At 70.1% G+C, this 21,189-nt stretch carries 23 protein-coding genes and 3 pseudogenes; 13 read left to right on the top strand and 13 right to left on the bottom strand.

Going from position 1 to position 21,189, the window contains the following annotated elements; genetic code table 11:
* Positions 1–135: 135 nt before the first annotated feature.
* Complete coding sequence (locus ACFYOY_RS32960; protein WP_351901345.1) at positions 136–1,065, bottom strand: LysR family transcriptional regulator; 930 nt, start codon at positions 1,063–1,065, stop codon at positions 136–138.
* Positions 1,066–1,179: 114 nt separating this feature from the next.
* On the opposite strand from ACFYOY_RS32960, the gene ACFYOY_RS32965 reads away from it, so the two are divergent.
* The 4 genes and pseudogenes from ACFYOY_RS32965 to ACFYOY_RS32980 all read left to right on the top strand — a co-directional run bounded on the left by ACFYOY_RS32965 (position 1,180) and on the right by ACFYOY_RS32980 (position 3,241).
* Positions 1,180–1,707: a DapH/DapD/GlmU-related protein gene (locus tag ACFYOY_RS32965; RefSeq protein ID WP_388591165.1), complete on the top strand. Its 528-nt coding sequence runs from the start codon at positions 1,180–1,182 to the stop codon at positions 1,705–1,707.
* A 100-nt stretch (positions 1,708–1,807) separates the two neighbouring features.
* Positions 1,808–2,137, top strand: a pseudogene (locus ACFYOY_RS32970) (IS5 family transposase); the annotation flags it as partial.
* 157 nt (positions 2,138–2,294) lie between these two features.
* Positions 2,295–2,582: a helix-turn-helix transcriptional regulator gene (locus tag ACFYOY_RS32975; protein WP_351901341.1), complete on the top strand. Its 288-nt coding sequence runs from the start codon at positions 2,295–2,297 to the stop codon at positions 2,580–2,582.
* A 230-nt stretch (positions 2,583–2,812) separates the two neighbouring features.
* The gene (locus ACFYOY_RS32980; protein ID WP_351901339.1) at positions 2,813–3,241 is read left to right on the top strand and encodes a hypothetical protein; all 429 of its coding nucleotides are present in this window, start codon (positions 2,813–2,815) and stop codon (positions 3,239–3,241) included.
* 70 nt (positions 3,242–3,311) lie between these two features.
* On the opposite strand, the pseudogene ACFYOY_RS32985 reads toward ACFYOY_RS32980, so the two are convergent.
* Positions 3,312–3,413, bottom strand: a pseudogene (locus tag ACFYOY_RS32985) (IS5/IS1182 family transposase); the annotation flags it as partial.
* Between the two features lie 52 nt (positions 3,414–3,465).
* Between ACFYOY_RS32985 and ACFYOY_RS32990 the strand changes: the two are divergent.
* Together ACFYOY_RS32990 and ACFYOY_RS32995 are read left to right on the top strand one after the other, a co-directional pair.
* On the top strand, positions 3,466–3,813 hold the full coding sequence (locus ACFYOY_RS32990) for a MarR family transcriptional regulator (protein WP_351901337.1): 348 nt from the start codon (positions 3,466–3,468) through the stop codon (positions 3,811–3,813).
* A 202-nt stretch (positions 3,814–4,015) separates the two neighbouring features.
* A complete protein-coding gene (locus tag ACFYOY_RS32995; RefSeq protein ID WP_388591167.1) occupies positions 4,016–4,273 on the top strand; it encodes a hypothetical protein in 258 nt (85 codons plus the stop codon).
* A gap of 99 nt (positions 4,274–4,372) precedes the next feature.
* Here ACFYOY_RS32995 and ACFYOY_RS33000 read toward each other — a convergent pair whose 3' ends face one another.
* From ACFYOY_RS33000 to ACFYOY_RS33010, 3 genes are all read right to left on the bottom strand, one after another.
* Positions 4,373–4,705, bottom strand: a complete 333-nt coding sequence (locus tag ACFYOY_RS33000) for an NIPSNAP family protein (RefSeq protein ID WP_351901333.1) — start codon at positions 4,703–4,705, stop codon at positions 4,373–4,375.
* Between the two features lie 86 nt (positions 4,706–4,791).
* A complete protein-coding gene (locus ACFYOY_RS33005; protein WP_388591169.1) occupies positions 4,792–5,238 on the bottom strand; it encodes a MerR family transcriptional regulator in 447 nt (148 codons plus the stop codon).
* Between the two features lie 54 nt (positions 5,239–5,292).
* Positions 5,293–5,658 (bottom strand): MerR family transcriptional regulator, encoded by a 366-nt coding sequence (locus ACFYOY_RS33010; protein ID WP_351901357.1) that lies wholly within the window; start codon positions 5,656–5,658, stop codon positions 5,293–5,295.
* A gap of 60 nt (positions 5,659–5,718) precedes the next feature.
* Between ACFYOY_RS33010 and ACFYOY_RS33015 the strand changes: the two genes are divergently transcribed.
* Positions 5,719–7,035 (top strand): MFS transporter, encoded by a 1,317-nt coding sequence (locus tag ACFYOY_RS33015; protein ID WP_388591171.1) that lies wholly within the window; start codon positions 5,719–5,721, stop codon positions 7,033–7,035.
* On the opposite strand, the gene ACFYOY_RS33020 is transcribed toward ACFYOY_RS33015, so the two are convergent.
* From ACFYOY_RS33020 to ACFYOY_RS33030, 3 genes are all read right to left on the bottom strand, one after another.
* Positions 6,971–7,666 carry an FAD-binding protein gene (locus ACFYOY_RS33020; protein WP_388591173.1) on the bottom strand — a complete coding sequence of 232 codons (696 nt, stop codon included), beginning with the start codon at positions 7,664–7,666 and terminating at the stop codon, positions 6,971–6,973. The genes ACFYOY_RS33015 and ACFYOY_RS33020 overlap by 65 nt on opposite strands.
* A gap of 191 nt (positions 7,667–7,857) precedes the next feature.
* On the bottom strand, positions 7,858–9,291 hold the full coding sequence (gene dctA, locus ACFYOY_RS33025; protein WP_351901331.1) for a C4-dicarboxylate transporter DctA: 1,434 nt from the start codon (positions 9,289–9,291) through the stop codon (positions 7,858–7,860).
* Entirely contained in the window at positions 9,288–10,406 is a 1,119-nt protein-coding gene (locus tag ACFYOY_RS33030) for a PrpF domain-containing protein (RefSeq protein WP_351901329.1), read from the bottom strand. The genes dctA and ACFYOY_RS33030 overlap by 4 nt, the downstream gene beginning before the upstream one ends.
* A 132-nt stretch (positions 10,407–10,538) precedes the next feature.
* Here ACFYOY_RS33030 and ACFYOY_RS33035 point away from each other — a divergent pair, with 132 nt between their 5' ends.
* A complete protein-coding gene (locus ACFYOY_RS33035; protein ID WP_351901327.1) occupies positions 10,539–11,447 on the top strand; it encodes a LysR family transcriptional regulator in 909 nt (302 codons plus the stop codon).
* 155 nt (positions 11,448–11,602) lie between these two features.
* Here the strand turns inward: ACFYOY_RS33035 and ACFYOY_RS33040 are convergent, their stop codons facing one another.
* From ACFYOY_RS33040 to ACFYOY_RS33055, 4 genes are all read right to left on the bottom strand, one after another.
* Entirely contained in the window at positions 11,603–11,818 is a 216-nt protein-coding gene (locus tag ACFYOY_RS33040; RefSeq protein ID WP_351901325.1) for a hypothetical protein, read from the bottom strand.
* 119 nt (positions 11,819–11,937) lie between these two features.
* Entirely contained in the window at positions 11,938–14,298 is a 2,361-nt protein-coding gene (gene secD, locus ACFYOY_RS33045; protein WP_388591176.1) for a protein translocase subunit SecD, read from the bottom strand.
* 621 nt (positions 14,299–14,919) lie between these two features.
* Entirely contained in the window at positions 14,920–15,627 is a 708-nt protein-coding gene (locus tag ACFYOY_RS33050) for a response regulator transcription factor (RefSeq protein WP_351901321.1), read from the bottom strand.
* Positions 15,628–15,629: 2 nt separating this feature from the next.
* Positions 15,630–16,592 (bottom strand): HAMP domain-containing sensor histidine kinase, encoded by a 963-nt coding sequence (locus tag ACFYOY_RS33055; RefSeq protein WP_388591178.1) that lies wholly within the window; start codon positions 16,590–16,592, stop codon positions 15,630–15,632.
* Positions 16,593–16,967: 375 nt separating this feature from the next.
* Here ACFYOY_RS33055 and ACFYOY_RS33060 point away from each other — a divergent pair, with 375 nt between their 5' ends.
* The 5 genes and pseudogenes from ACFYOY_RS33060 to ACFYOY_RS33080 all read left to right on the top strand — a co-directional run.
* The gene (locus ACFYOY_RS33060) at positions 16,968–17,297 is read left to right on the top strand and encodes a TraR/DksA C4-type zinc finger protein (protein WP_208522184.1); all 330 of its coding nucleotides are present in this window, start codon (positions 16,968–16,970) and stop codon (positions 17,295–17,297) included.
* 51 nt (positions 17,298–17,348) lie between these two features.
* Positions 17,349–17,717 carry a TraR/DksA C4-type zinc finger protein gene (locus ACFYOY_RS33065; RefSeq protein ID WP_351901317.1) on the top strand — a complete coding sequence of 123 codons (369 nt, stop codon included), beginning with the start codon at positions 17,349–17,351 and terminating at the stop codon, positions 17,715–17,717.
* Entirely contained in the window at positions 17,714–18,580 is an 867-nt protein-coding gene (locus ACFYOY_RS33070) for a rod shape-determining protein (protein WP_388591181.1), read from the top strand. The genes ACFYOY_RS33065 and ACFYOY_RS33070 overlap by 4 nt, the downstream gene beginning before the upstream one ends.
* A gap of 78 nt (positions 18,581–18,658) precedes the next feature.
* Positions 18,659–19,294, top strand: a complete 636-nt coding sequence (locus ACFYOY_RS33075; protein ID WP_388591183.1) for a hypothetical protein — start codon at positions 18,659–18,661, stop codon at positions 19,292–19,294.
* Between the two features lie 145 nt (positions 19,295–19,439).
* A pseudogene (locus ACFYOY_RS33080) lies at positions 19,440–19,817 on the top strand (TetR family transcriptional regulator C-terminal domain-containing protein); the annotation flags it as partial.
* A gap of 619 nt (positions 19,818–20,436) precedes the next feature.
* On the opposite strand, the gene ACFYOY_RS33085 reads toward ACFYOY_RS33080, so the two are convergent.
* A complete protein-coding gene (locus tag ACFYOY_RS33085; protein ID WP_388591185.1) occupies positions 20,437–21,183 on the bottom strand; it encodes a sulfite exporter TauE/SafE family protein in 747 nt (248 codons plus the stop codon).
* Positions 21,184–21,189: the final 6 nt, after the last annotated feature.

A 21,189-nucleotide genomic window follows, 5' to 3' on the forward strand; every position in this document is an offset into this window, starting at 1 on the left:
CGCGGTGGCGACGAGGTACGACAAGCTCGCCGTCCGCTATGAGGCGACCGTGCTGGTCGCGGCCATCAACGAATGGCTGTGACCAGCACTTTCGAAACACGCCCTAGGGCGTGTCGGTTAATTCGGGGCGTCCGGTCAGAGGTCTACCCAGCCTGGCACCCACATTTCATCAGTAGGTCGCGGTCCTGAGGTTCGTAGATGGTCGCGCAACGCGGTCAGCACGGGGTGCTGGTCTCCGGTGCGAGACAGCAGCACGTGCGGGTAGACCGGGGTCGGTTCGTGCAACGGGATGCGTCGCAGGTCGTGGGTCTGGGGCCACAGGTACCGGTCCCCGCCGCCGACGAGGGTGGCCAGTGAGGTCGACTCGGCCAGCGCGTCCATCAGGGCCTCGTCGCCGAAGTTGGGGCCGAGCGCGTCGATGCTCAGGCCGAAGGCCTCGGACAGCGCCTGGTAGAAGTCCGCCCACTCCGTGCCGGGCCTGATCCCGGGGATCCAGATGCGGTGGCCGGCCAGGTCCGCAGGCCTGACCCAGGCTGCGCCCGACAGCGGGTGGCCGGGCCCGACCAGGAGCTCCAGGGGGGTGTCCAGGAGCCGTTCGGCACTGATCCCGGGCGGGACCTGATCTGCCGGCAGGGCGCGGAAGGACGCGTCGACGGTTCCGTCGAGCACAGCCTGGGTGGCCTGGGCGGCGTTCTCGTTGCTCAGCGTGACCGCGTCCAGGTTTATCTCGGGGTGCGAGCGGTAGAACCGATAGACGGCCTGGGCCGGTGCGATGCGCTGGTTGAGGACGTCGACACGCAGAGGTCGGCTGCCGGGGCGCACGGCCTGCTCAGCCTGCTCGAGAGCCGTGAGGACCTTCTTGGCGCGGGGCAGGAAGACCTGCCCGTCCAGGCTGAGCCGGGACCCCCGGGAGGTTCGCACCAGGAGCGCGACCTCGAGGTGCTTCTCCAGGCCCGCGACCCGCTTGGAGACCGCCTGCTGGCTGATCCCGAGCTCGTCCGCCGCTGCCTGGAACTGGCCGGCCTCGGCGACGGCCACGAAGGTGCGTAGCGCTTCAACATCCACGATCCCACCCTAGGGTCACAACAATAGGTTGTGACAGGTTGGTCGTGAGGTTGTTTGATCGTGCGTTCTTCAAGGTGCTGGGATCAGCGCATGTCTACTCGCACAGACCAGGTCATGTATGTCCAGACACCCGAGTTTGCACGTCATGCGGAGCGAATCGTGGAGGTGACCGACGCGACGTCTCGGTTGAACGTGCTGCCGTTCAGCGACGGCGAAGGCCGTGCGAAACTACTTTCCGTTGTGTTTGGCGGCCCGCTCCCGAAGTCGGTGATGATCTACCCGCCGTTCTTCACCGAGTACGGGCTGAACACGACGTTCGGGGAGAACGTCTTCGTCAACCAGGGATGCACGTTCATGGACAAGGGCGGCATCCATATCGGCAACGGCGTCATGATCGCTCCGAAGGTCAGCCTCATCACCGGGGGGCACCCTCTGCCCCTCGCCGAGCGCCGCGAGTACCTCTCCTTCGCCCCGATCGTCATCGAGGACGACGTCTGGATCGGAGCAGCTGCCGTGATCACGCAGGGAGTGACCATCGGTGCCGGCGCGGTGGTCGCTGCCGGCGCGGTGGTCACTCGTGACGTTCCTGCCCGCGCTTTGGTCGCGGGAGTCCCCGCCCGGGTGATCAAGGCGATCGACTGAGTCCGGGCGGGCCAGCGGCCCGGGGCCAGCAAGTACGTCTCCGGCGTTCTCGCGCGGCGCGGCTGAGGAGGCCGGAGACGTGCTCAGCGGTCTGTTCCCGATGCCCCGTCACGCCCGGCTGACCGACCAGCAGTGGGGCCGCATCCACCCCCTGCTGCCCACCAGCGACGGGCGCCGTGGCAGACCTTGGGCTGACCACCGCAGGATCGTGGAGGCGATCGTCTACCGGTACCGCACTGGCATCCCCTGGCGGGACCTCCCGAGCAGGTTCGGGTCCTGGAAGACCGTGTGGGCCCGCCACCGCCGGTGGTCCGGTGACGGGACCTGGGACCGCGTGCTCGGGGCGCTGCTCGCTGCCGCGGACGAGGCCGGGCAGATCGACTGGCGGGTCGCGGTGGACTCCACGATCAGCAGGGCCCACCAGCACGCCACCAATACCAGCGCCCTGAGAAGTGCCGAGCCGCGACCCACGCCGTTACCGCCATCGGCACAGCCCTGGAACGCGCCGGCCGCAAACACGCCACCGGCGATCCTGGCGGAGCGTCAGAACACGGGCGGCCTGAACCTCTCGTCCGCCCAGCTCCCGCTTGGGATTCTCTCTACTGCGGTGCCCCTGGCCAGGCGCACCGCGGCGGTGGCTCCTCAGCGTTCACCGCGACGAAACCGGGCTGGCCGTCGAAAACGGCCGCACCGTCCACCAGCGTCGCACCGAACTGGGCTGGTCCCAGACCGAACTCGCCCGCCGCGCCGGGATCACCCAGCCTGCCATCGCCCGCCTGGAGACCAGCCTCACCCTCCCCTCTACCCGAACCCTGCTGCGCGTGGCAACCGCCCTGGGCCAGCCTCTCCACATCACCATCGGCCACGCCGCCTGACCACAGGCCCTGCGCGTGTGCGACTTTGTCGCCCGACCCACGGGCGGCGTGTACGACGTCGCCGTGAGCACCGCCCGCAACGGCTGCACCTGAGGTCCCGCGCACGCATTTCCCGCCGTGCGCCCCGGAAAAGCCCCTTCCGACCGGAAAGGGCTTTCGGACTTTCTGGATTGGCGCCAACAGCCGCTGTCCCGCTAAGATTTGAGCGGTTCCAAAAAAAAGGGGAAGCAGTGGCAGTTCGCTTTGTGCAGGTTGCGGAAACCGAGAAGGACAAGGAAGGGGTTCAGGAAACCGTCACGACCGTCGTCGTCAACGGACAGACGGTGGAAACGCGAATCTACGGACGTACGGTTATTCACTGCGATCTCGAACCCGATATCACCGCGGACGTGCACTCGGTGGACATATCCGTGCCCACCTGGGTCGAAGAGGAATACGAAACCGGGGAGCAGAACGAGGACGGCAGCAACACCATTGCCGTGCGGCAGGCCCTGAGGAATGAGCGCCGGACCGTGGACCTGGGCCCGGACGGACTGAAGGCCCTGCAAAAGGCGCTGGAGCCCTTCACCGCGGCATCCCGGCCCGCAGAGGAGCCCCCCGCCAAGAAGCGTGGCCGCCCCGCCAAGAAGGCGGCTCAGAGCCCTCCGAACGCGAGGTAGCCTCGATCTTGCATGACGGTCCGTCGGTTTTCGGCGGGCCGTTTTGCTGTGGCGAGCTGGTCGTGGACATCTTGAACGGGTGGATCCAGGCGGAGGTGCGTTCTACGACCCAGCGGGTCTTGCCCAGGCCGGAACCGTGGCTGGTTCCCTTCCCGGCGATCTTCGGTGCGATTGAGAAGCCCGCTGTCGAAGAACTGGCGACTTCAGCCCTGGTGGTGCTCACCATGGCTGCACGAACCAGCGAGACAACGAGGCCAGGCGAGTTGGCGGCGGAACTGCAGATGACTACGCCGAACATGACAGCCGCGCTTCGCGCACTGGAAGACGCCGGGATGGTCAAGCGTCGTCCCGATCCCAGTGACGGGCGCAAAGTGTTCGTCGACGTGACGGCGTACGGTCACGACATCGTCGAGCAAACCTCGTACGGTCGTCACGCTTGGCTGCACGAAGCAGTGGAGAACGTGCTGAACGAGCGCGAACGCCGCCTCCTGTTCGAAGCCGGTGAGCTCCTGCAGCGGCTCGCGGACTACAACGCGTCCTACCGCCGACCCGAAGGTTCAAAGGCGGGCTGAAGGCGAGATGAACTCGTCGTTGCCCGGGCGTACCGTGTACCGTTCGGAAACTCATCGTTCCTGGTCAGGCGGCGTATCTGTACTCGTTGATCAGGCCGCCGAGTATTTGAGTGCGTAGAATTCGGTGAGTGGACGGGCCGACTATAGGCGTCGGGTGCTCCTGGGCGAGAGGCGGGAGCTGCCCGCAAGCCTGGCGGGGGCGATGACCGTTGTCATGCTGGGCATAGGCATCGAGGACCTCAAGGACGCGGGCAGCAGGGCGAAGCTCCTGATCCGCGACCGCGACTCGAAGTTCACTACCGCCTTCAATGCCCTGATGTCCGACAAGCCGCTCCACGCCGCCCACTACCCGCACCCATCACGCGACAAGCCCAGCTCACCCACCTCGAAGTCCGCAGACGAGACCGACTCGGCGGAACCCTCCACGAATACCGACGAGCGGTCTGAACTGCCCGGATGATTTATCGGCACCCGCAGGGTCGGTAGGCCGGGCGCCGGATGACCGGCGCTGGGCAGAGTCAGGCACTCTGGTCGCTGAGAGCTGACCTGCCCGAGAGCCTCACGCAGTGTTCGGGCTCCCCGCGAACGCAAGTGATCCGAGGAATCGCGTCTGTTCGTGTTCCACCGTGGCGTCCAGCTCGCCCATGGCCTCCAGGGCACGGGGATCGCCGAGCGTCATGGCACGGAGCGCGCGTTCCAGGTGGCCCTGGTCCTCGATCTCCCACAAATTGAATGCCTCGTACAGCGGCCCGACCTGGGTCACCGTGCCCGCAACGAGCGTGATGCCCTGGGATTCGAAGAGTTCGCGGATTGTCACCATGGCGGCTTCGTAGCGCGCCAGATTCGCGAAACCATACTTGAGCTGGAGCTGCGCCAGCATGTAGCTGCTCACCTGTCCGCCTTTCCTGTGCCGGCCCTCTTCTTCTGTCCGGGGCCTTCACCAGGAAGGTAGACGTTCACGCTGGTGTGAAGGGCAAGTCAGCTGTTGCCGGTCACCGCGTTCAGCACGGCTTCCAGGCCGGTCAGCTTGGCGTGCAGTTCTTCCGCCTCAAGGGAGAGTTCGGCGTGTCGGGTGCGCAGAAGAGCCTCGATCCGGGGCGCGGAGTCAGGGAGTTTCCACTCCTGGACCACCGTACGGATCAGTTCGCTCGGCAGGCCCGCGCCGTACAAACGCTGGATGAAGCCGACGCAGTCGGCGTCCTTGGCCTCGTACCGGCGGTGCCCCGCAGCGTTGCGTGCGGGGAGCAGGAGACCTTGCTCCTCGTAATACCGCAGTGACCGCGTGCTCACTTGGCACCGGTGAGCGAGTTCGCTGATGGACAGCGACTCGGGGCTGGGTGCGGGACTGTCCGGGGATGGGGAGACGGCCCGTAGGGACGCTGCACCGCTATCACAAGATGGGCCATTCGAGGCAGGAAAACGCATAATAGATACTAATGCCCAGTCGGTGATGTTCGTCGCGTTTGGGTGTGCGCGGGCTCAGTCCGCCGTGAGACGTGCTTCGGCCAAGTAGGTCTGGATGGCGTCGCGGTGCCGGGTGAGAGTGTCGATCCGGCTCTGGATGTTCGCGAGCTCGCGGGCCAGGCCGGCGGCGAGCTCCGAGTCCACCGTCGCCCGCAGCGACGCTCCCGACCCGGTGAAGCAGCATCCGATGTCTTTGATGGCCTCGGTGCCGAGGCCGGACCGGAGCAGATCGCGAACCCGCTCGGCGCATACGACGGACTCCTCGGAGTAGTCCCGGTAGCCGTTGGGGAGGCGACGGGGGTGAAGCAGGCCCTGCTGCTCGTAGTAGCGCAGCGAGCGGCTGCTGATCCCGGTGTGCTGAGACAGCTCACTGATCTTCAATCCGCGCCCTGTTCTCCATCGTTGACCTTGACATCGGTGTGCAGGTTTACCGTCCCAGCCGTGAATAACGTTGTCAAAACCACGTCCTCTCTCCGGTCCGGGACGGCCGGCCTGGCCGTCCTGTTCCTGGCCGGCTTCATGTCGATCACGACGGAGACCCTGCCCATGGGGTTGCTGCCCCAGGTGAGCGGCGGCCTGGGTGTCTCGGAGTCGCGAGCCGGCCTGCTGGTGGCCCTGTACGCCTTCGTCATCATGGTGGTGACGCTGCCGATCACGGCCCGAACCGCGCACTGGCCGCAGCGGCGCCTGCTCCTCGTCATCGTGGCCGTGTTCGTGCTGAGCAATCTGCTGCTCGCCGCGGCCCCGTCCTACGCCGTGGCTGTCGTCGCCCGCCTGATCGCCGCTACGGTGCACGGGGTTCTCTGGTCGGTCCTGCCCGCTTACGCCACCCGTCTCGTTCCCGCGGAGCGGACGGGCCGCGCCGTTGCCGTGGTGTTCGCGAGCAACACCGCCGCGCTGACCTTCGGCGTGCCGCTGGGAACCGCGGTCGGCAACGCGCTGAGCTGGCGCAGCGCGTTCGTCCTGCTCGCTGTGGTGGCCGCACTCGTCCTGGTCGCCGCGCCGGTCCTGCTGCCAAAGACGTCCGGCTCACCGGCAACGCGGGGCACGGCCCTGGCCGCGTTCAAACTCCCGGGCGTGCTCACCATCACCCTCGCCACGGCCTTGGTCATGCTCGGCCACTTCAGCATCTACTCCTACATATCGCCCTACTTGCGGCACATCGGCATCAGCGAGGCAGGGGCCGGCCCGGTGCTGCTCGCCTTCGGCCTCGCGGGAGTCGTCGGAGTGTGGACGACCGGCGTGCTGGTCGACCGCCGCCCCCGCGGCGCGACCCTGGTCTTCACCGGCGGGATGGCACTGGTATTCGCCGCGCTGGCCGCGACGGGCAGGGCCACGGCCGTGAGCCTCGTCCTGGTCGTCATATGGGGCCTGCTCTTCGCGGGTCTGCCCACCCTCCTGCAGTCCGCCGCGCTCACGGCCGCACCGCAGGCCCAGGCCGCCGTCTCCGCGCTGTACGTCATCGGCGTCAACTTCAGCATCGGCGGCGGCTCCATCGCAGGCGGGCAGGTACTGGACCGTCTGGGAGCGGCAGCCTTGCCGCTTTTCGCCGCCGCGTCCGCGGCCGCGTCGTGGTTCATCATCGCCGGCGCCCGCCGACACGCCTTCCCCCGACGTCCGGTCACCAACGCTGCCGCACGACCGGAACAGGACAGCGGCGACAGCATGCCCCGCGACGCATGCGACGCGTCACTCACCGCCCGGCCACCCGCTGACGCTGACCAATCGGGTGCCTCTTCAACCGACTGCCGAAGGTGAACGTGAAGGTGATGCCGCAGGTGACCGGGTAGGCGGTGGAGGGAGGTGTGTCGAGGGGCTGGGCCCAGTTGGACTTGGGCGGTGTGATCCCCTCGGTGCGGCTGCCGTCCTTGGCCGTCGGGTCGAACGGGGCGCCGGTGAGGGCGGCGTTGAACTCCTCGACCGTCGCAGCGAGCTGACTCTCGTCGATGCCGAGTTCCCGGGCCAGCCCCCGCACGCTGCCGGATGTGACACTGGTGGCGTCCTCGGAGGCGTACTCCTCGGGAAGCAGCAGCGGCGCGGTCCTGGCGTCGAAGATCTGGACGGCGGTGGATCCGGGCTGTCGGAGGATCTCGGCGCCGTACTTGGCGTAGGTGTAGTTGCGGAAGTCCGCGCCCTCGTCGAGGAAGCGGCGGCCGTCGGTGTTGACCACGATGCCGAACGGGTATCCGCCGCGGGTGAGCTGGTTGGTCAGCCCGCGGTCGCCGACAGGCCGTGCCCCGGCGTCCCAGGCGACGGCGTGGCAGCCGCTCCAGTGGCCGTACGGCTGAGCACCGGCGTCAAGAGCCGTGCGGATGCCATCGCCGGTGTTGTACGGGGTGCCGCGGACCAGGGCCAGGTCCCAGCCGGGGCCGAGATGCGCGGCGCGCATCCTGCCGTGGCGCCTTTTCCAGTACGAGGGACTCGGGCGCCCGCTTCCCAGGCGGACTGCGCTGCGCAGAAGCCGGCGTTTCCGCCGCCGACCACGATGACGTCCCAGGGTGCTGCCATGAGTGCGGGTGCTCCTGATCACGAGAAGGGCCGGTCCGGAGCACGGGCTCCGGACCGGCTGTGCGCGGTGCGTCAGCCGACGGCGGGCACGGGGTCACGGTCCGCTCCGGCCGCTGCTTTCGGGTCGGCTTCCGCGGGCTTCTCGCCAGGTGCGGGATCGACCTGCGGCTCGGGGGTGTGGCCGGCCTCGGGAGCGGAGGTGTACGGGATATCGCCACGGAGGACGGCCTTGGCACGGTCCTCGTCGAGCTGTCCCTCCCATTTGGCCACCGCCAGAGTGGCGACGCCGTTGCCGACCACGCTGGTCAGGGCGCGGGCCTCGGACATGAAGCGGTCGATGCCGAAGATGAGCGCCAGGGCGGCGACGGGTACGTGGGGAACGGCGCTGAGGGTGGCGGCCAGCGCTACGAAGCCGGACCCGGTGACCCCGGCGGCGCCCTTGGAGGTGAGCAGCATGATGGCGAGCATCGACAGCTGCTGGGTGAGGCTGAGGTCGATGCCGAGGGCCTGGGCGAGGAAGACCGAGCCCATGGTGAGGTAGATCGCGGTGCCGTCGAGGTTGAAGGAGTACCCGGCGGGCAGCGTGATACCGACGACCGGTTTGGAGGCGCCCACGTGCTCGAGCTTGGCCATCATGCGCGGCAGCACTGGCTCGCTGGACGAGGTGCCCAGGACGATCAGCAGCTCTTCCTTGATGTAGCGGAGGAAGGGCAGCAGGCGCAGGCCGTTGACGCGCATGACCGTACCGAGGACGACCAGGACGAAGAACAGGGCGGTGAGCCAGAAGGAGCCGACCAGCAGGAAGAGGTGCCGCAGGGTGTCCAGGCCGTAGTTGCCGATGGTGAAGGCCATGGAGCCGAAGGCGCCGATCGGGGCCAGCCGCATGATCCAGCGGATGAGTGTGAACAGGATCCTGGACAGCTTCTCGATGCCCTGGGCGATCCCCGCGCCCGCCTCGCCGCCGGCGTTGAGGCCGAAGCCGAACAACACCGAGACCACCAGCACCGGCAGGATCTCGTGGCCGGTCATGGCGCTGAGCAGGGTGTCCGGAATCATGGCGAGGACGAAGGCGGAGAAGCTCTCGTGGCTCGCGGTCGCCTCGGGCGGCAACCCCTTGGTGGAGAGGGTGGAGGGATCGACGTGCAGTCCGCTGCCGGGCTGGACGACGTTGACGACGACCAGGCCGATCACCATGGCGACGGTGGTCAGCACCTCGAAGTAGAGCAGCGCCTTGAGGCTGACCCTGCCGACGGCACGCGCGTTGCCCATGGAGGCGATGCCGTGGACGACGGTACAGAAGATGACCGGCGCGATCATCATGCGCACCAGCGCGATGAAGCCGTCGCCCAGGGGCTTCAACTCGGCGCCGAAGGAAGGCCACAGCCAGCCGACGACGGCACCGGCGAGAACACCGATCAGGCATTGGACGTAGAGCAGGGACAGCAGCCGACGGGTGCGGCGTGGTGGAGCGGTGACGGTACCCGGGGCGGCATCGTTGCGGCTCATGCGGGGCGTCCTTCCAGGACGGGAACGAGAAGTTCGGCTCGGGCGATGCGGCGGGCGGCGCGGTGCAGCAGCACCGTGGGGGACGCGCCGTCCGGTGCGGGGACGGCTTGGGCGGTGAGGACACCTGCCGGGGTGCCCAGGCGCAGCGTGCCGTCGGCGGTCTGCCGGGCGACGCGGTGGGCGAGCGTGCCGGGGATGGCGGCCGCGGTGGCCAGGGCGACGGCCGAGGTGAGGCCGATCGCCGGGTGGGGTGCGTGCATGGAGACCATGCGTACGGCCAGGTCGTACTCGTCCTGACTGACCAGAGTGCCATGAGTGGTGCGATATGAGGCGGCCCGGGCAACGACGCCGACTTTCGGCACAGCATGGCTGACCGGGTCGTTCCGGTCGGCCAGGCCCATGGCCAGGGCGGCCTCGCGGCGCAGCACGGTGAGCGCGGGCACCGCCTCGGCGAACTCGGTGAGCGACTCGGTGCCGTCGAGGCCGAACGCCTTGGCCTCGAACAGCGCGGCCGGGGCGCCGGCATCGACCAGGGACACCTCGGCCGGACCGGCGGGCCCGATCAGGGTGTCCAGGGCGCGGCCGGTCGGCAGGGCGCGCCCCGTGGTCGTACCCGCCGGGTCCTCGAAGCCGAGAAGGACCGGCACTCCGAGCGCCGCGGTGCCGGGCACCGCGGCCGTGCCCTCGTCGGGGGCCGTACCGCCCGGGGTGGGGATGGTGCCGGTGAGGCGGGCCCCGGTGTTGACGTTGAGCATCCGCACCCTGGTGAAGTCCGATGTGATCGGTACCAGGCCGTTGTGGACGGCGTACAGGGCGACGGCGGTGGCGCAGTTGCCGCAGTTGCTGGTCCATTCCACGCGCTCGTCACCGATGCCGACCTGCGCGAAGGCGTACTCGACGTCGATGCCCGGCTCGGCCGGTGTCCGGACGATCGCGGCCTTGGAGGTGGTGGAGGAGGCACCGCCGACGCCGTCGATCTGGCGGGGGTCGGCGGCGTTGTAGGCGGCGAGCAGCAGGGTGTCGGCGTCCACGCCGGTCGCGACCACATCGTGGTGGTCGAAGATCCAGCACTTGCTGGTTCCTCCGCGGATCATCTCGCCCTGCAGACGCAACACAACAGACTCCTCGTGGAAACCCCGCCGGCACTTCCGTACGTGGTGTGATCCACGGTGGGCGCGGAGAGCATGAAGTACAATCTCGGAAATCTGCATGGGTATTAAGTTGAAATTAATGCCGGAGGTGGCGCGGTGCTCGATGTGCGACGCATCCTGCTCTTCACCGAGGTCGCCCGCCGGGGCTCGGTCACCGCGACCGCGCGGGCTCTCAGCTACACGCCTTCAGCGGTGTCCCAGCAGGTCAGCCGCTTGGAGGCGGAGGCTGGGCAGCCGCTGTTGGAGCGCCATGCGCGGGGTGTCACGCTCACTGACGCGGGACGCGCCCTGGCCGAGCGCGGGGAGCGGATCGAGCGAGAACTGACGGCCGCCGAGAACGAGCTCGCCGACTTCGCGGGACTACGCGCGGGCATCCTCCGCATCGGAACCTTCCCCACCGTCGGCGCTTCCCTCCTCCCCCGGGCCGTGATCGCCTTCCGGAAAGCCCACCCCGACGTACGGCTGACGGTGCGCAGCGCCCGCATCGCGGGCCTGTGGGCGATGCTGGAGAACCGGGAAATCGAGATGTCCCTGATGTGGGACTACGACTGGAACCGCATTGACCGCGAGGACATCGTCGTCACCTCACTCGTCGACGACCCCCCGGCCCTCCTCGTCAGCAAGGACCACCCCCTCGCCGGCCGCCCTTCGGCCGCCCTCGCCGACTTCGCGAACGACCCCTGGATCACCCGCGCCGAGAACCATCCGGTGGCCGAGGCTCTCGCCCGCAGCTGCCACACAGCCGGTTTCGAGCCGCAGATCGCCTACGAGGCCCACGACTACCAGGAGGCACAGGCCATGGTCGCCGCCGGCATCGGCGTCGCCCTCGCCCCCACCCTGGCGCTGGAAGGCACCCGAGGCGGCGTCAGCGTCCTGCCGCTGCAATCCCCCGCCCCGGTACGCCGCATCCTCCTGGTCCGCATGGCCGACCACGCCCTCACCCCCGCCGCTGGGGCCTTCGCGGGCTTCCTGCGCGACAGCGCTACGACCGGCACGTCGTCATGACATAGGCCGAGCCGGTGCCCGAGGCCTGTGGGGTTCCAGAACTCAGCCCGGCCCCGTGAGCGGCGGAAATCGATGAGGCACCACAGTGGCCGGACGGCCGGGGCTGACGGAAAGGCGGGCGCCTCCGGTCCGGAAGCGCCCGCGGTGCGGTCATGTCAGCCCGTGTTGTCGGTGCGCCAGGTGACCGTGTGCACGGTGGTCGGGTTGTAGAAGAACTGTCTGCTCGCCTTGCTCGTCGTGACGCACACCGTGCCGTCCACCGGGACGGTCCCGTCGTTCGTGTACGTGGTGTATTCCACGTCGACGGCGCGGGACCCGGTGTTCTGGAACACGAGCCCGTCGGCGTCTCCGGACCAGTCACCGCTGGTCACCAGGACCGGGGTTTCGACGGGTGTGGGGTAGGACGCGAAGGTGTGGCACGTGGTCGGTGCGGCGGGCGTCGTGGGGAAGCGTCGTGGGGAAGGACGTGAGCTCGGAAACGACGGTGACCCTATCGAGGGGTTTCCTCGGAAGTCGACACCACGTTCTGCCCCGAGGAGGAGTGCCGCCGGGTGAACCGCGACGGCCGCGGCCGCGACGCCTTCCGGGGCGGGTGCAGTTCGATGGTGAGTGAGGCGGCGGTGAAGACGGAGGAGTAGGTGCCGGCCGCCAGGCCGATGAGCAGGGCGAGGGCGAAGTCGGCGAGGGTGTCGTCGGCGAGGACGGCGAGGGCGGTGAGGATGAGTGCCGCGCCCATGCCCGTGTTGACGGTACGGGGCAGGGTCTGCAGGATCGCCCGGTTCGTCAGGCGGGGAAGCGGTGTGGTGCGGTCGCGGTCGAGCAGTTCGCGGACGCGGTCGAAGAGGACGACGGAGTCGTTGACCGAGTACCCGATGACGGTCAGCAGGGCGGCCAGGAAGACCCCGTCGATGGGCTTGCCGAGCCAGGCGAAGGCGCCGATGACGATCACCACGTCGTGGGCGAGCGCGACGACGGCCGCGGTCCCGAAGAACCAGCGGAAGCGCACCGCGAGGTACAGCAGTTGGGCGCCCAGTGCGAGGGAGAGCGCGATGAGGGCGTTGCGGCGCAGTTCGTCGCCCATGCTGGGGCCGATCAGCTCGTCGCGGATCTTCTTCGTCTCGCCGCCGAGGTTGCTGATGGTTTCGGTGACGGTGGCCTCGTCGGCGTTGGTCAGGTTCTCGGCGCGCACCGTGAGCCCGGTGTCACCGGAGGACTGCACCACCGCGCGGGGGAACCCGGCGTCGGTGAGGGCGGTGCGGGCCCGGTCGGGATCGACTGAGGTGCTGGTGGCGTACTCGATCAGCCGGCCGCCGGTGAACTCGATGCCGAAGTCCAGGCCGCGGACGAGGATGCCCGACGCGGCCATGACGGCGAGTGCGGCGGAGGCGGCCAGCCAGCGGCGCGGACGGCGCATCAGGAACGGGTCGCGGCGCAGCAGCCGGTCGCGGACCCAGCCGGTGCTCGCGATGCCGGTGACGCGGGGTCGGCGGAAGACCGCGGGGCGGTTGGCCGCGTACTCGGCGAGCACCCGGCTGATCACCAGGGCGCTGACCATCGAGGCGAGGACGCCGACGGCGAGGGTGATGCCGAAGCCGCGCACCGGGCCGGAGGCGAAGGCGAACAGGAGAGCCGCGGCGATCAATGTGGTGATGTTGGAGTCGGCGATCGCGCTGAGGGCTCCGCGGAACCCGGCCGTCAGTGCCGATCGGGGGGTGGGGCGGCCGCGGGCCGCGTACTCTTCGCGGGTCCGTTCGAAGACCAGGACGTTGGCGTCCACGGCCATGCCGATCGCCAGGACGAACCCGGCGAGGCCCGGCAGGGTCAGTGTGGCGCCGAGCGCGGCCAGGGCGGCGTAGGAGACGAGGGCGTAGCAGGCCAGGGCCGCGGTCGCGAGCAGGCCCATGAGCCGGTAGACGGCGATGATGAACAGCGCGGTCAGCGCGGTGCCGATGCCGGCGGCCCAGGCCGCGGCCTCGATGGCCGCATCGCCGAGCGTGGCGCCGATGGTGCGCTGTTCCACGGTCTCGACCGGTACGGGCAGGGCTCCGCCGGAGATGAGCAGGGCCAGTTCGCGGGCTTCGGTGTCGTCGAAGGAGCCGGTGATCTGGGTGGTGCCGCCCGGGATGCCGGTCCCGCACGGTACGGAGGGCTCGACCTGCGGCGAGGAGATGATCTTGTTGTCGAGGACGATGGCGACCCGGCGCTGCGGGTCACCGGCCGGGTGACAGGCGGCCCGTGCGGTGATCTGCCGCCATTGGTCCTGGCCGGTCTTGGAGAAGTCGACCGCGACGTGCCATCCGGCACCGCCCTGCTGGTCGAAGCGGGCGTCGGCGCCTTCGACGTCCCGTCCGGTCAGATCGGCGGCCCGCAGGCGCAGGGGCTGTCCGGACTCGTCCGGCAGAACGCGCTCCTTGGCCGGATCGGTCGCCGGGGCGGTGGCGCCGTCGGCGGTCCGGGCCGGGCCGAGGACCGCGTGGACGGTGAGCTGCGCGGTGCGGCCCAGCACGTCGGCGGCTTTCTTCGGGTCAGACACGCCGGGCAGCTCGACGAGGATGCGGTGGTCGCCGGAGCGGACGAGGGTCGGTTCGGCGACGCCGAGCGCGTCGATGCGGCCGCGCAGCACTTCCACGGTGCGGTCGGTGGCCGCGGCGTCGGCGTCGGTGGTGGGGGTGGAGCGGGTTTCCAGCATGATCTGGGTGCCGCCGCGCAGGTCGAGGCCGAGGCGGACGGGCGTGGTGAGGGTGATGGCCAGCGATCCGGCGATCACGGCGAGGGCGAGTAGCGCACGCACGCGCAAGGACTTGGTGCGGTCGTTCCGGCGGTTGTTCTGGCGGTTGTTCCGGCGTTTCAACACGAGCCTCCGGCAGGCACGCCGCGGCAGCGGCCCGCGCGGCCGCGACGGAGGAAAGGGTGATGGGTCGCGTCAGGTACCTGCGGGTGCCGGAGGGGCCCGGCCGCGGTCGTGGGCCGACCGGCCGGGAGAGGCGGGTGCGCACGCGGAAGGCGCTGAAGCACGGGTACCGACAGCCGGGCCGGCATCCGCGTCAGGGGGGTCGGTGGCGTGGTGATCCGGTGGGAACGGGCGCTCGCCGAGGTGGTCGTGGCGGACCCTGGCCTGGGTCGCGCAGCCGACGGCACACGGGCCGTCCGCGTGGGGACCGGTGTCGGGGCGCTCGGCGCCCGTGGCCGCCGGGGCCGGATCGAGCACCGGAACGGAAGCCGCGGGCACCGGAACGGAAGCCGCGCGCGCGGCATCGGCGGGAACCAACGCCAGCAGGACGGCGAGGAGCGCGATGAGCGTCCCCGCGAGCGGGTGAACTGCGGTCGGGGTGCTGCGGGGTGCTGGGCGCATGCACCGTCCCCTTCCTGCGGGGTGCTCGACTCCTGCCGTGTGCTCGGCGTGGGGTGCCGGTCCGGGGCTCCGGCCAGGGAGTGGACGACCAGAGTCCCGGACGTCGGTGCGGGGCGGGCGTCAGGGTTCGATGAGACCTGCGCGGATGGCGTAGCGGGTCAGCTCCAGCCGGTCGTGCAGACCGAGCTTGTGCAGGAGGTTGGCCCGGTGGCGGTGCACGGTCTTGACGCTGATGAACAGGATCTCGGCGATCCCCTTGGAGGAGTGCCCTTCGGCGACGAGTTTGAGCACCTCCTCCTCACGAGGGGTGAGGAACTGGTCGGGGTCTTCCTCGCCGTGGCGGACGCGCTCCAGGTAGTTGCGGATGAGGGCGGTGACCGCGCCGGGGTAGAGGAACGGCTCGTTGCGCATCGCGGCCCGGCAGGCGGCGACCAGGTCGCGGTCGGCAACCGACTTCAGCACATAGCCACAGGCCCCGGCCTTGAGTGCCTGGAACAGGTACTGCTCGTTGTCGTGCATCGTCAGCATCAGGATGCGCAGCCCCGGCTTGAGCGCCACCAGCTCCCGGGTGGCCTGAAGACCGGTCAGGCGCGGCATGGCGATGTCCAGCACGGCCAGGTCGATCTCCTGGCTCCGGGCCGCCTCGATGGCCTCGGCACCGTCCCCGGCCTCGGCGACGACCTCCAGGTCGGGTTCCCTGTCGAGGATCAGGCGTACGCCGCGGCGTACGAGAGCGTGGTCGTCGGCGAGCAGGATGCGGATCGGCTTCCCGGCCGTGGCGGACGGTGCCGAGGCCGTGGTGGGTCCGGGCGGGGTCGGATCGGGCATGGTCAGAGCTGCTTCCTGGGGGCGGGTGTGATGAGGCGGATCCGGGTACCGGTGCCAGGCGTCGAGGTGATGTCGAGGGTGGCCCCGGCGAGCAGGGCCCGTTCGCGCATGCCGCGGATCCCGGCGCCTTCGCAGGCGGCCTCGATGCCGCGGCCGTCGTCGGCGATCTCCAGCACCACCGCCTCGCCCGCCCGGTGCAGGCTCACCTCGACCTGCCGCGCGTCCGCATGGCGGGCCGCGTTGGTCAGGCTCTCCTGAGTCACCCGGTACAGCACGAGCTCGCTCTCCCGGTCGAGGGTGGGCGGATCGGAATCGAGACGGCGCACGACCCGCAGCCCGGTGTGGGTGGCGAAGTCCTGCGTGAGCGAGGTCAGTGCGCTGACCAGGCCCAGGTCGTCCAGGACGCCGGGCCGCAGGCGGCGCACCAGGCGGCGGACCTCGTCCAGGCTCTCCCTGGTGATCTCCTGGGCCTGCTGGAGGTCCTCGCGCAGCGGTTCGGGGGCGTCGTCCGCGGCGCGCTTGAGCACCAGCAGGATCGCGGTCATGCTCTGCCCGACCTCGTCGTGCAGTTCCTGGGCGATGCGGCGGCGTTCCGCCTCCTGGGCCAGCAGCGCCCAGGCGCTGGACGTGGCGCGTTCGTGCTCCAGCCGGTCGAGCATGGCGTTGAAGGTGCGGATCAGCTCGGACACCTCGCTACCGCCGCCGGCGCCGGGCACGGGCAGCCGCTGGCCCGGGCGCAGCAGGTCGACGGTGGTCATCAGCCTGGTCAGCCGGTCCAGCGGGGCCAGGCCCCAGCGCAGCAGGGTGCCGTTGGCGACCAGCATGACGGCGAGACCGCCGACCAGGATGATCGCCTCGGTCAGCAGCACCGGCACGGAGACGGTCACCGGCGCCCACAGCAGCAGGGCGGTAGCGGTGCCCAGCACCAGGGCGTTGAGCCCGAAGATCCGCCAGAACAGCGACACCGGGGAAGTTCCTCCTTCTGCGCTCCGCGTGTGATCAGCTCTACTGTCGCCCATCGCACCCCGGCGGAGCCGTCACAACTGATCACGACCGAGCCTGACACAGCCTGCCTCCCGCACCGCGCGCGGTCGATGGGGCCCGTCACCCATATCCGAGGTCATCGGGTACCCACGCGCCCTTCCCCACCATCGCCCCGTGGTCACCGCTGCCCCGGGCAAATGGGGTCCGCGCCCGATGGGCTTCCGACGCCGGGTCGAGCAGAGTCGAAGGTGCTCGAGCCGTCCGGTACGGCCAGTGCGCGCGGTCGTGGAGACCGCGGCCGGCGGAACCGGGCGGCTACTGCCGCGCCTGGCGCGCTTTCACGAAAGGACCTCATCGTGCCGCTCGACACCGCCCAGACCGGCCCCCGCCCCGGGCGGCTGACCTCTCATGAAACCCGTCAGCGCCTCGAACACGCCCGCAACAGCCGCCTGGCTCAGCTGCGTGCCCTCGACGAGAGCGCCCAGAGCACGGACGCCCATCTGGTGTCCGCGCAGACGGAGGCGATCCAGCGAGTCCTCACCGAGATCGACGAGGCGTTCGCCCGCGTGGAGGACGACACCTACGGCATCTGCCAGGGCTGCGCCAAGCCCGTCCCCGCCGAACGCCTGGAGATCCTCCCCTACACCCGGTACTGCGTCGCCTGCCAGGGCCGCGCCACCGCCTGACCCGCCCCGTCCGCCTCCTGTTTTCGTCTCCGCCCTGCTCAAAGGGGTGAAGTGGTGAACCACCAGACCATCGGCGACCGTGCCGCGCACCTGTCGCCCGAGGACCTCGCCGCGCTGCGGGAGAACCTCCACGAACAGCGCCTGTTCCGCCAGGAACAGCTGCGGCAGATCGCCGCGCCGCCCCGCGCCGAGGACCTGCTCCGGCGCCGCTCCGCGGCACAGGCCGAAGTGCACGTCAAAGTCGCCGCCTCCGCGCGCATGGTCCTCGCCGACGTGGAGGCGGCGCTGCGACGCATCGCCGAGGGCCGCTACGGCACGTGCCACCTGTGCCGTCGCCCTGTCGAGCGCGACCGGCTGATGATCGTTCCACAGGCCCGCTACTGCGCACGGTGCCAGCAGGTACGGGAGGCCGGACGATGACCGTCCGCCGCCGATTCCAGCCCGGCTCCCCCGCCGGGCACCGGCACCGGCCCTGGCCGTTGTGCCGGCACTGCTGCGGCCTCGCCCTGGACCTGGGCAGCGCCCGCACCCGCGCCTGGATAGCGGGCCGCGGGATGGTCCTCGACGTACCCACCATCACCTTCCCCGGTGCTGGGGCGGTGTATCCGGTCCAGCGCGGCGCCATCGTCGACGTTCCGGGAACGGCCCGGATGCTCGACCGGCTCCTCAGCCACCGCCTGCCCCGCCTCACCCGCCCGCTGGTGGTGGTCACCGCGCCGGTGCTGGACGGCCCCGCCTACCGGGAACAGGCCCGCGCCGCCGTGGAAGTGCTCCGCCCCCGCGCGGTCCTGACCGTCCCCACCGCGCGCGCCATCGCCCTGGCCGCGGGCGCCGACCTCTCCCTGCCGCTGCTCGTGGTGGACATCGGCGCCCATCTCACCGAGGTGGTCCTCCTCGTCGACGGCCTGGTCTTCGACGCCCGCCGCACCGCCCTGGGCACCACCGACCTCGCCGGCACCACCGACCTCGCGGACGCCGACGCCACGGCGGAGATCACCGAAGCCATCAGCACCATGTTCACCTCCATGCTCCGGCAGGACCGCACGTCCCTCACCGCCGAGGCCCTGAGCCGGGGTGCCCTCCTGGCCGGTGGCGGCGCACTGCGCCCCGACCTCACTCACCGGCTCGCCGGCGGCACGCACGCGCCCCTGCGGGCGGTTCCCACACCGCATACCGCGGCGATCCGCGGCGCCGCCACGATGTTGCGGGCCGCGCACGGACATCCGTCGGCCAGGGGCACGTCCCCACCCGGGCCTGGCCCGCTCTTCCGCTGGCCTCGCTGACCTCGCTGCCCCCTGGCCCCGCCACCTCACCGGCCGGGGTCTGCTGTACGCCACCCCCTGCCCCGGAAAGGAGAACCTGTGTCCGGCGTACCACCACCCGCACAGCCCCCGGATCCCCCGCACCACGGGCTCGTGCACCCCCTGTCGCTGTGGCGCTGGCGGCACAATCCGCTGTACCGGCGCACCGACCGCCTCCAGGGCCGGATCGCCCTGGCGATGTTGCTGCTCGTACCGGTCCTGGGGCTCGGTGCCATGTTCGCCATCGGTGACGCCGCCCACCGGCACTACCGCGCGGCCGCCGAGCACCAGAGGCAGACCCTGCGCCTCACCACCGCCGTCCTCACCCACGACGCCCCGGACCATCCGGAGCCCGGATCGGCGGAGGCGAGAGAGAACCGCTATCCGGCCACGGTCCGCTACACCGACCCGGACGGACGGATCCGCACCGCCGAGACCGACGTCCTGCCCGGGCTCAGCGCGGGCAGCTCCGTCGACGTGTGGGTCGACGCGGACGGGGCGATCGCCGAGCCGCCCATGCCCGCCGAGCAGATCCGCAGCCGGACCATGGGCTGGGCGCTCGTCGGCTTCCTGACCGTGACCCTCGCCGGTGCCGCCGCCTACCGCGGCGTCGCCGTGGTCCTGCGTCGGCGCAATCTCGCCCAGTGGGACGCCAAGTGGGCCGAGACAGCGCCACGCTGGACCACGTCCCCCTGAGCCTGCGCAAACGCTCACGCCCGCCCGGACCGACCACCCTGGACGAGCGCGGCCGAGCCATGTCGTCCCCGCGGGGCGGACGGCCGGGCAGGTCGTCGACGGGCCGCCGAGCCGACAGCGGCCGCGGCCACCGGGCCGCGGCCGCTACGTGCGCCTCATGGCGGAGAACACCGCCTCCGACACCGAGCGCCGCGGATGCCTGTTGGCCAAGGGCGCGGCGGAACTGGCCCCGCATGATCCGACGGTCGCCGGACGGTCGGCCGAGACCATGAGGGCACTGCTGACCCTGCTGCGGACGGAGATCAGCGCCGCCCAGCGCCACGGCGACATCGATAGCGCTGCGGATCCGGAGCGGTTGGCGGCACTGCTGTTGACGGTGGTCCGCGGTATCGAGGCGGTAGGCAAGGCCGGCCTGGACCCGGAGACGCTGCGGAACCTTGCAGACACCGCACTGGCCGTCCTGCCCATGCCCGAGGGGCAGAAACGCCTCGCAACCGGGCGCAGTCCGGCCCGCGAGAACTAACTTGGTGCCATCACGGCCACATGTCCGCCGGACGGTGCCTAACCAGCAGCGCCTGCACCGTGCGCAGGTACTGGTACCGAACCCCGAGCAGCAACCCGTCCACCATCGAACGCCTCGCAACGCCCCCTGCGCAGAAGCCGATCCGTGACATCAGGCTAGGCACGACTACTGACAGCGAGTCTTCTTGCGACCGTCTCCTGCTGCGGAAACCAGCCATGCGCTCACATCTTGCACATCCCCAGACCTCGCACCGTGATGAAGTTTCCCCGTGATCGTGACCTGCGGGTTCGTGATCCAGCACCGCTACGCCGTGTCAGTTACGCCCGGCCGTTCGGCGCCGGCGCGGACGAACGGGTGCCATGAGAGACAGACGGGCAGGTCGGCCGCGCTGGGCTCCGTGGCGACGAGGGACTCGATCCGTACAAAACCGCAGGTGTGCCAGACCCTCAAAAGATCTGCACCGACCGGGAAGACGAACGCGAGTGAACCGCTGACGACGTGTCGTAGGTAGTAGATGACATCAAAACCGGGGTGTCTACAGGATCCCGGGACACGGGTAGGCGGCCGGGGATACCGAGCGGATGCGGGCCGTCGAAGTTGTCGCGGGCCCGAGCCGCCATCACGTCACGGCGTCGGCAAGCATGAAGGCGGCCACGACCAGCAGGACCATTGCGAAAATGTGCTGCAGGCGGTGCCCGGCGACCTTCGCGGCCATGCGCTTGCCGTCCCAGGCGCCCAGGATCGCGGTTCCGATGAACGGGCCGATCAGCGCCCAGTCGAGCGAGGCGGCGGCGCCGGAGCGAGTGGCCAGGGAAGCCAGCGAGTTGGCCGTGATGACCAGCAGGCTGGTGCCGACTGCGGCCTCCATCTCGAAGGCCAGGACGGTGACCAGGGCGGGGACAGCGAGAAATCCGCCGCCCACACCGAGCAGTCCGGTCAGCGTGCCCAGGCCGGCACCGGCCCCGGCTGCCTTGCCCGGCCGTACGCCGCCGCTTCCGGGATGGGCGGTGTCAGCGGGCCGGAGCATTTTGATCGCGGAGAAGACGGCTGTAGTGGCGAAGGCGACGGTGAGGACGGCTTGGGGCATGTGGGTGGCGCCGGCTCCAGCGGCAGCCGCCGGAAGAATCCCGGCGGCTGCGAATGCCGCTCCGGCCTTCCACCGCACGTGCCCGGCCCGGGCGTGCGCGTACAGGGCGGTCAGAGATGTGGCGGTGACGATGATCAGGCTGGCGGTGGTGGCCGCGGCGGGGGTGAAGCCGAGCAGGTAGATCAGCGCGGGCACCGCCAGAACGCTGCCGCCGCCGAGGGCGCCGAGCGTCAGGCCGACGACGGCTCCTGCGATCAGGGCCAGGATCAGGACGGTCATGCTATC

Source organism: Streptomyces sp. NPDC007875, from assembly GCF_042868035.1.
GTDB lineage: Bacteria > Actinomycetota > Actinomycetes > Streptomycetales > Streptomycetaceae > Streptomyces > Streptomyces antimycoticus.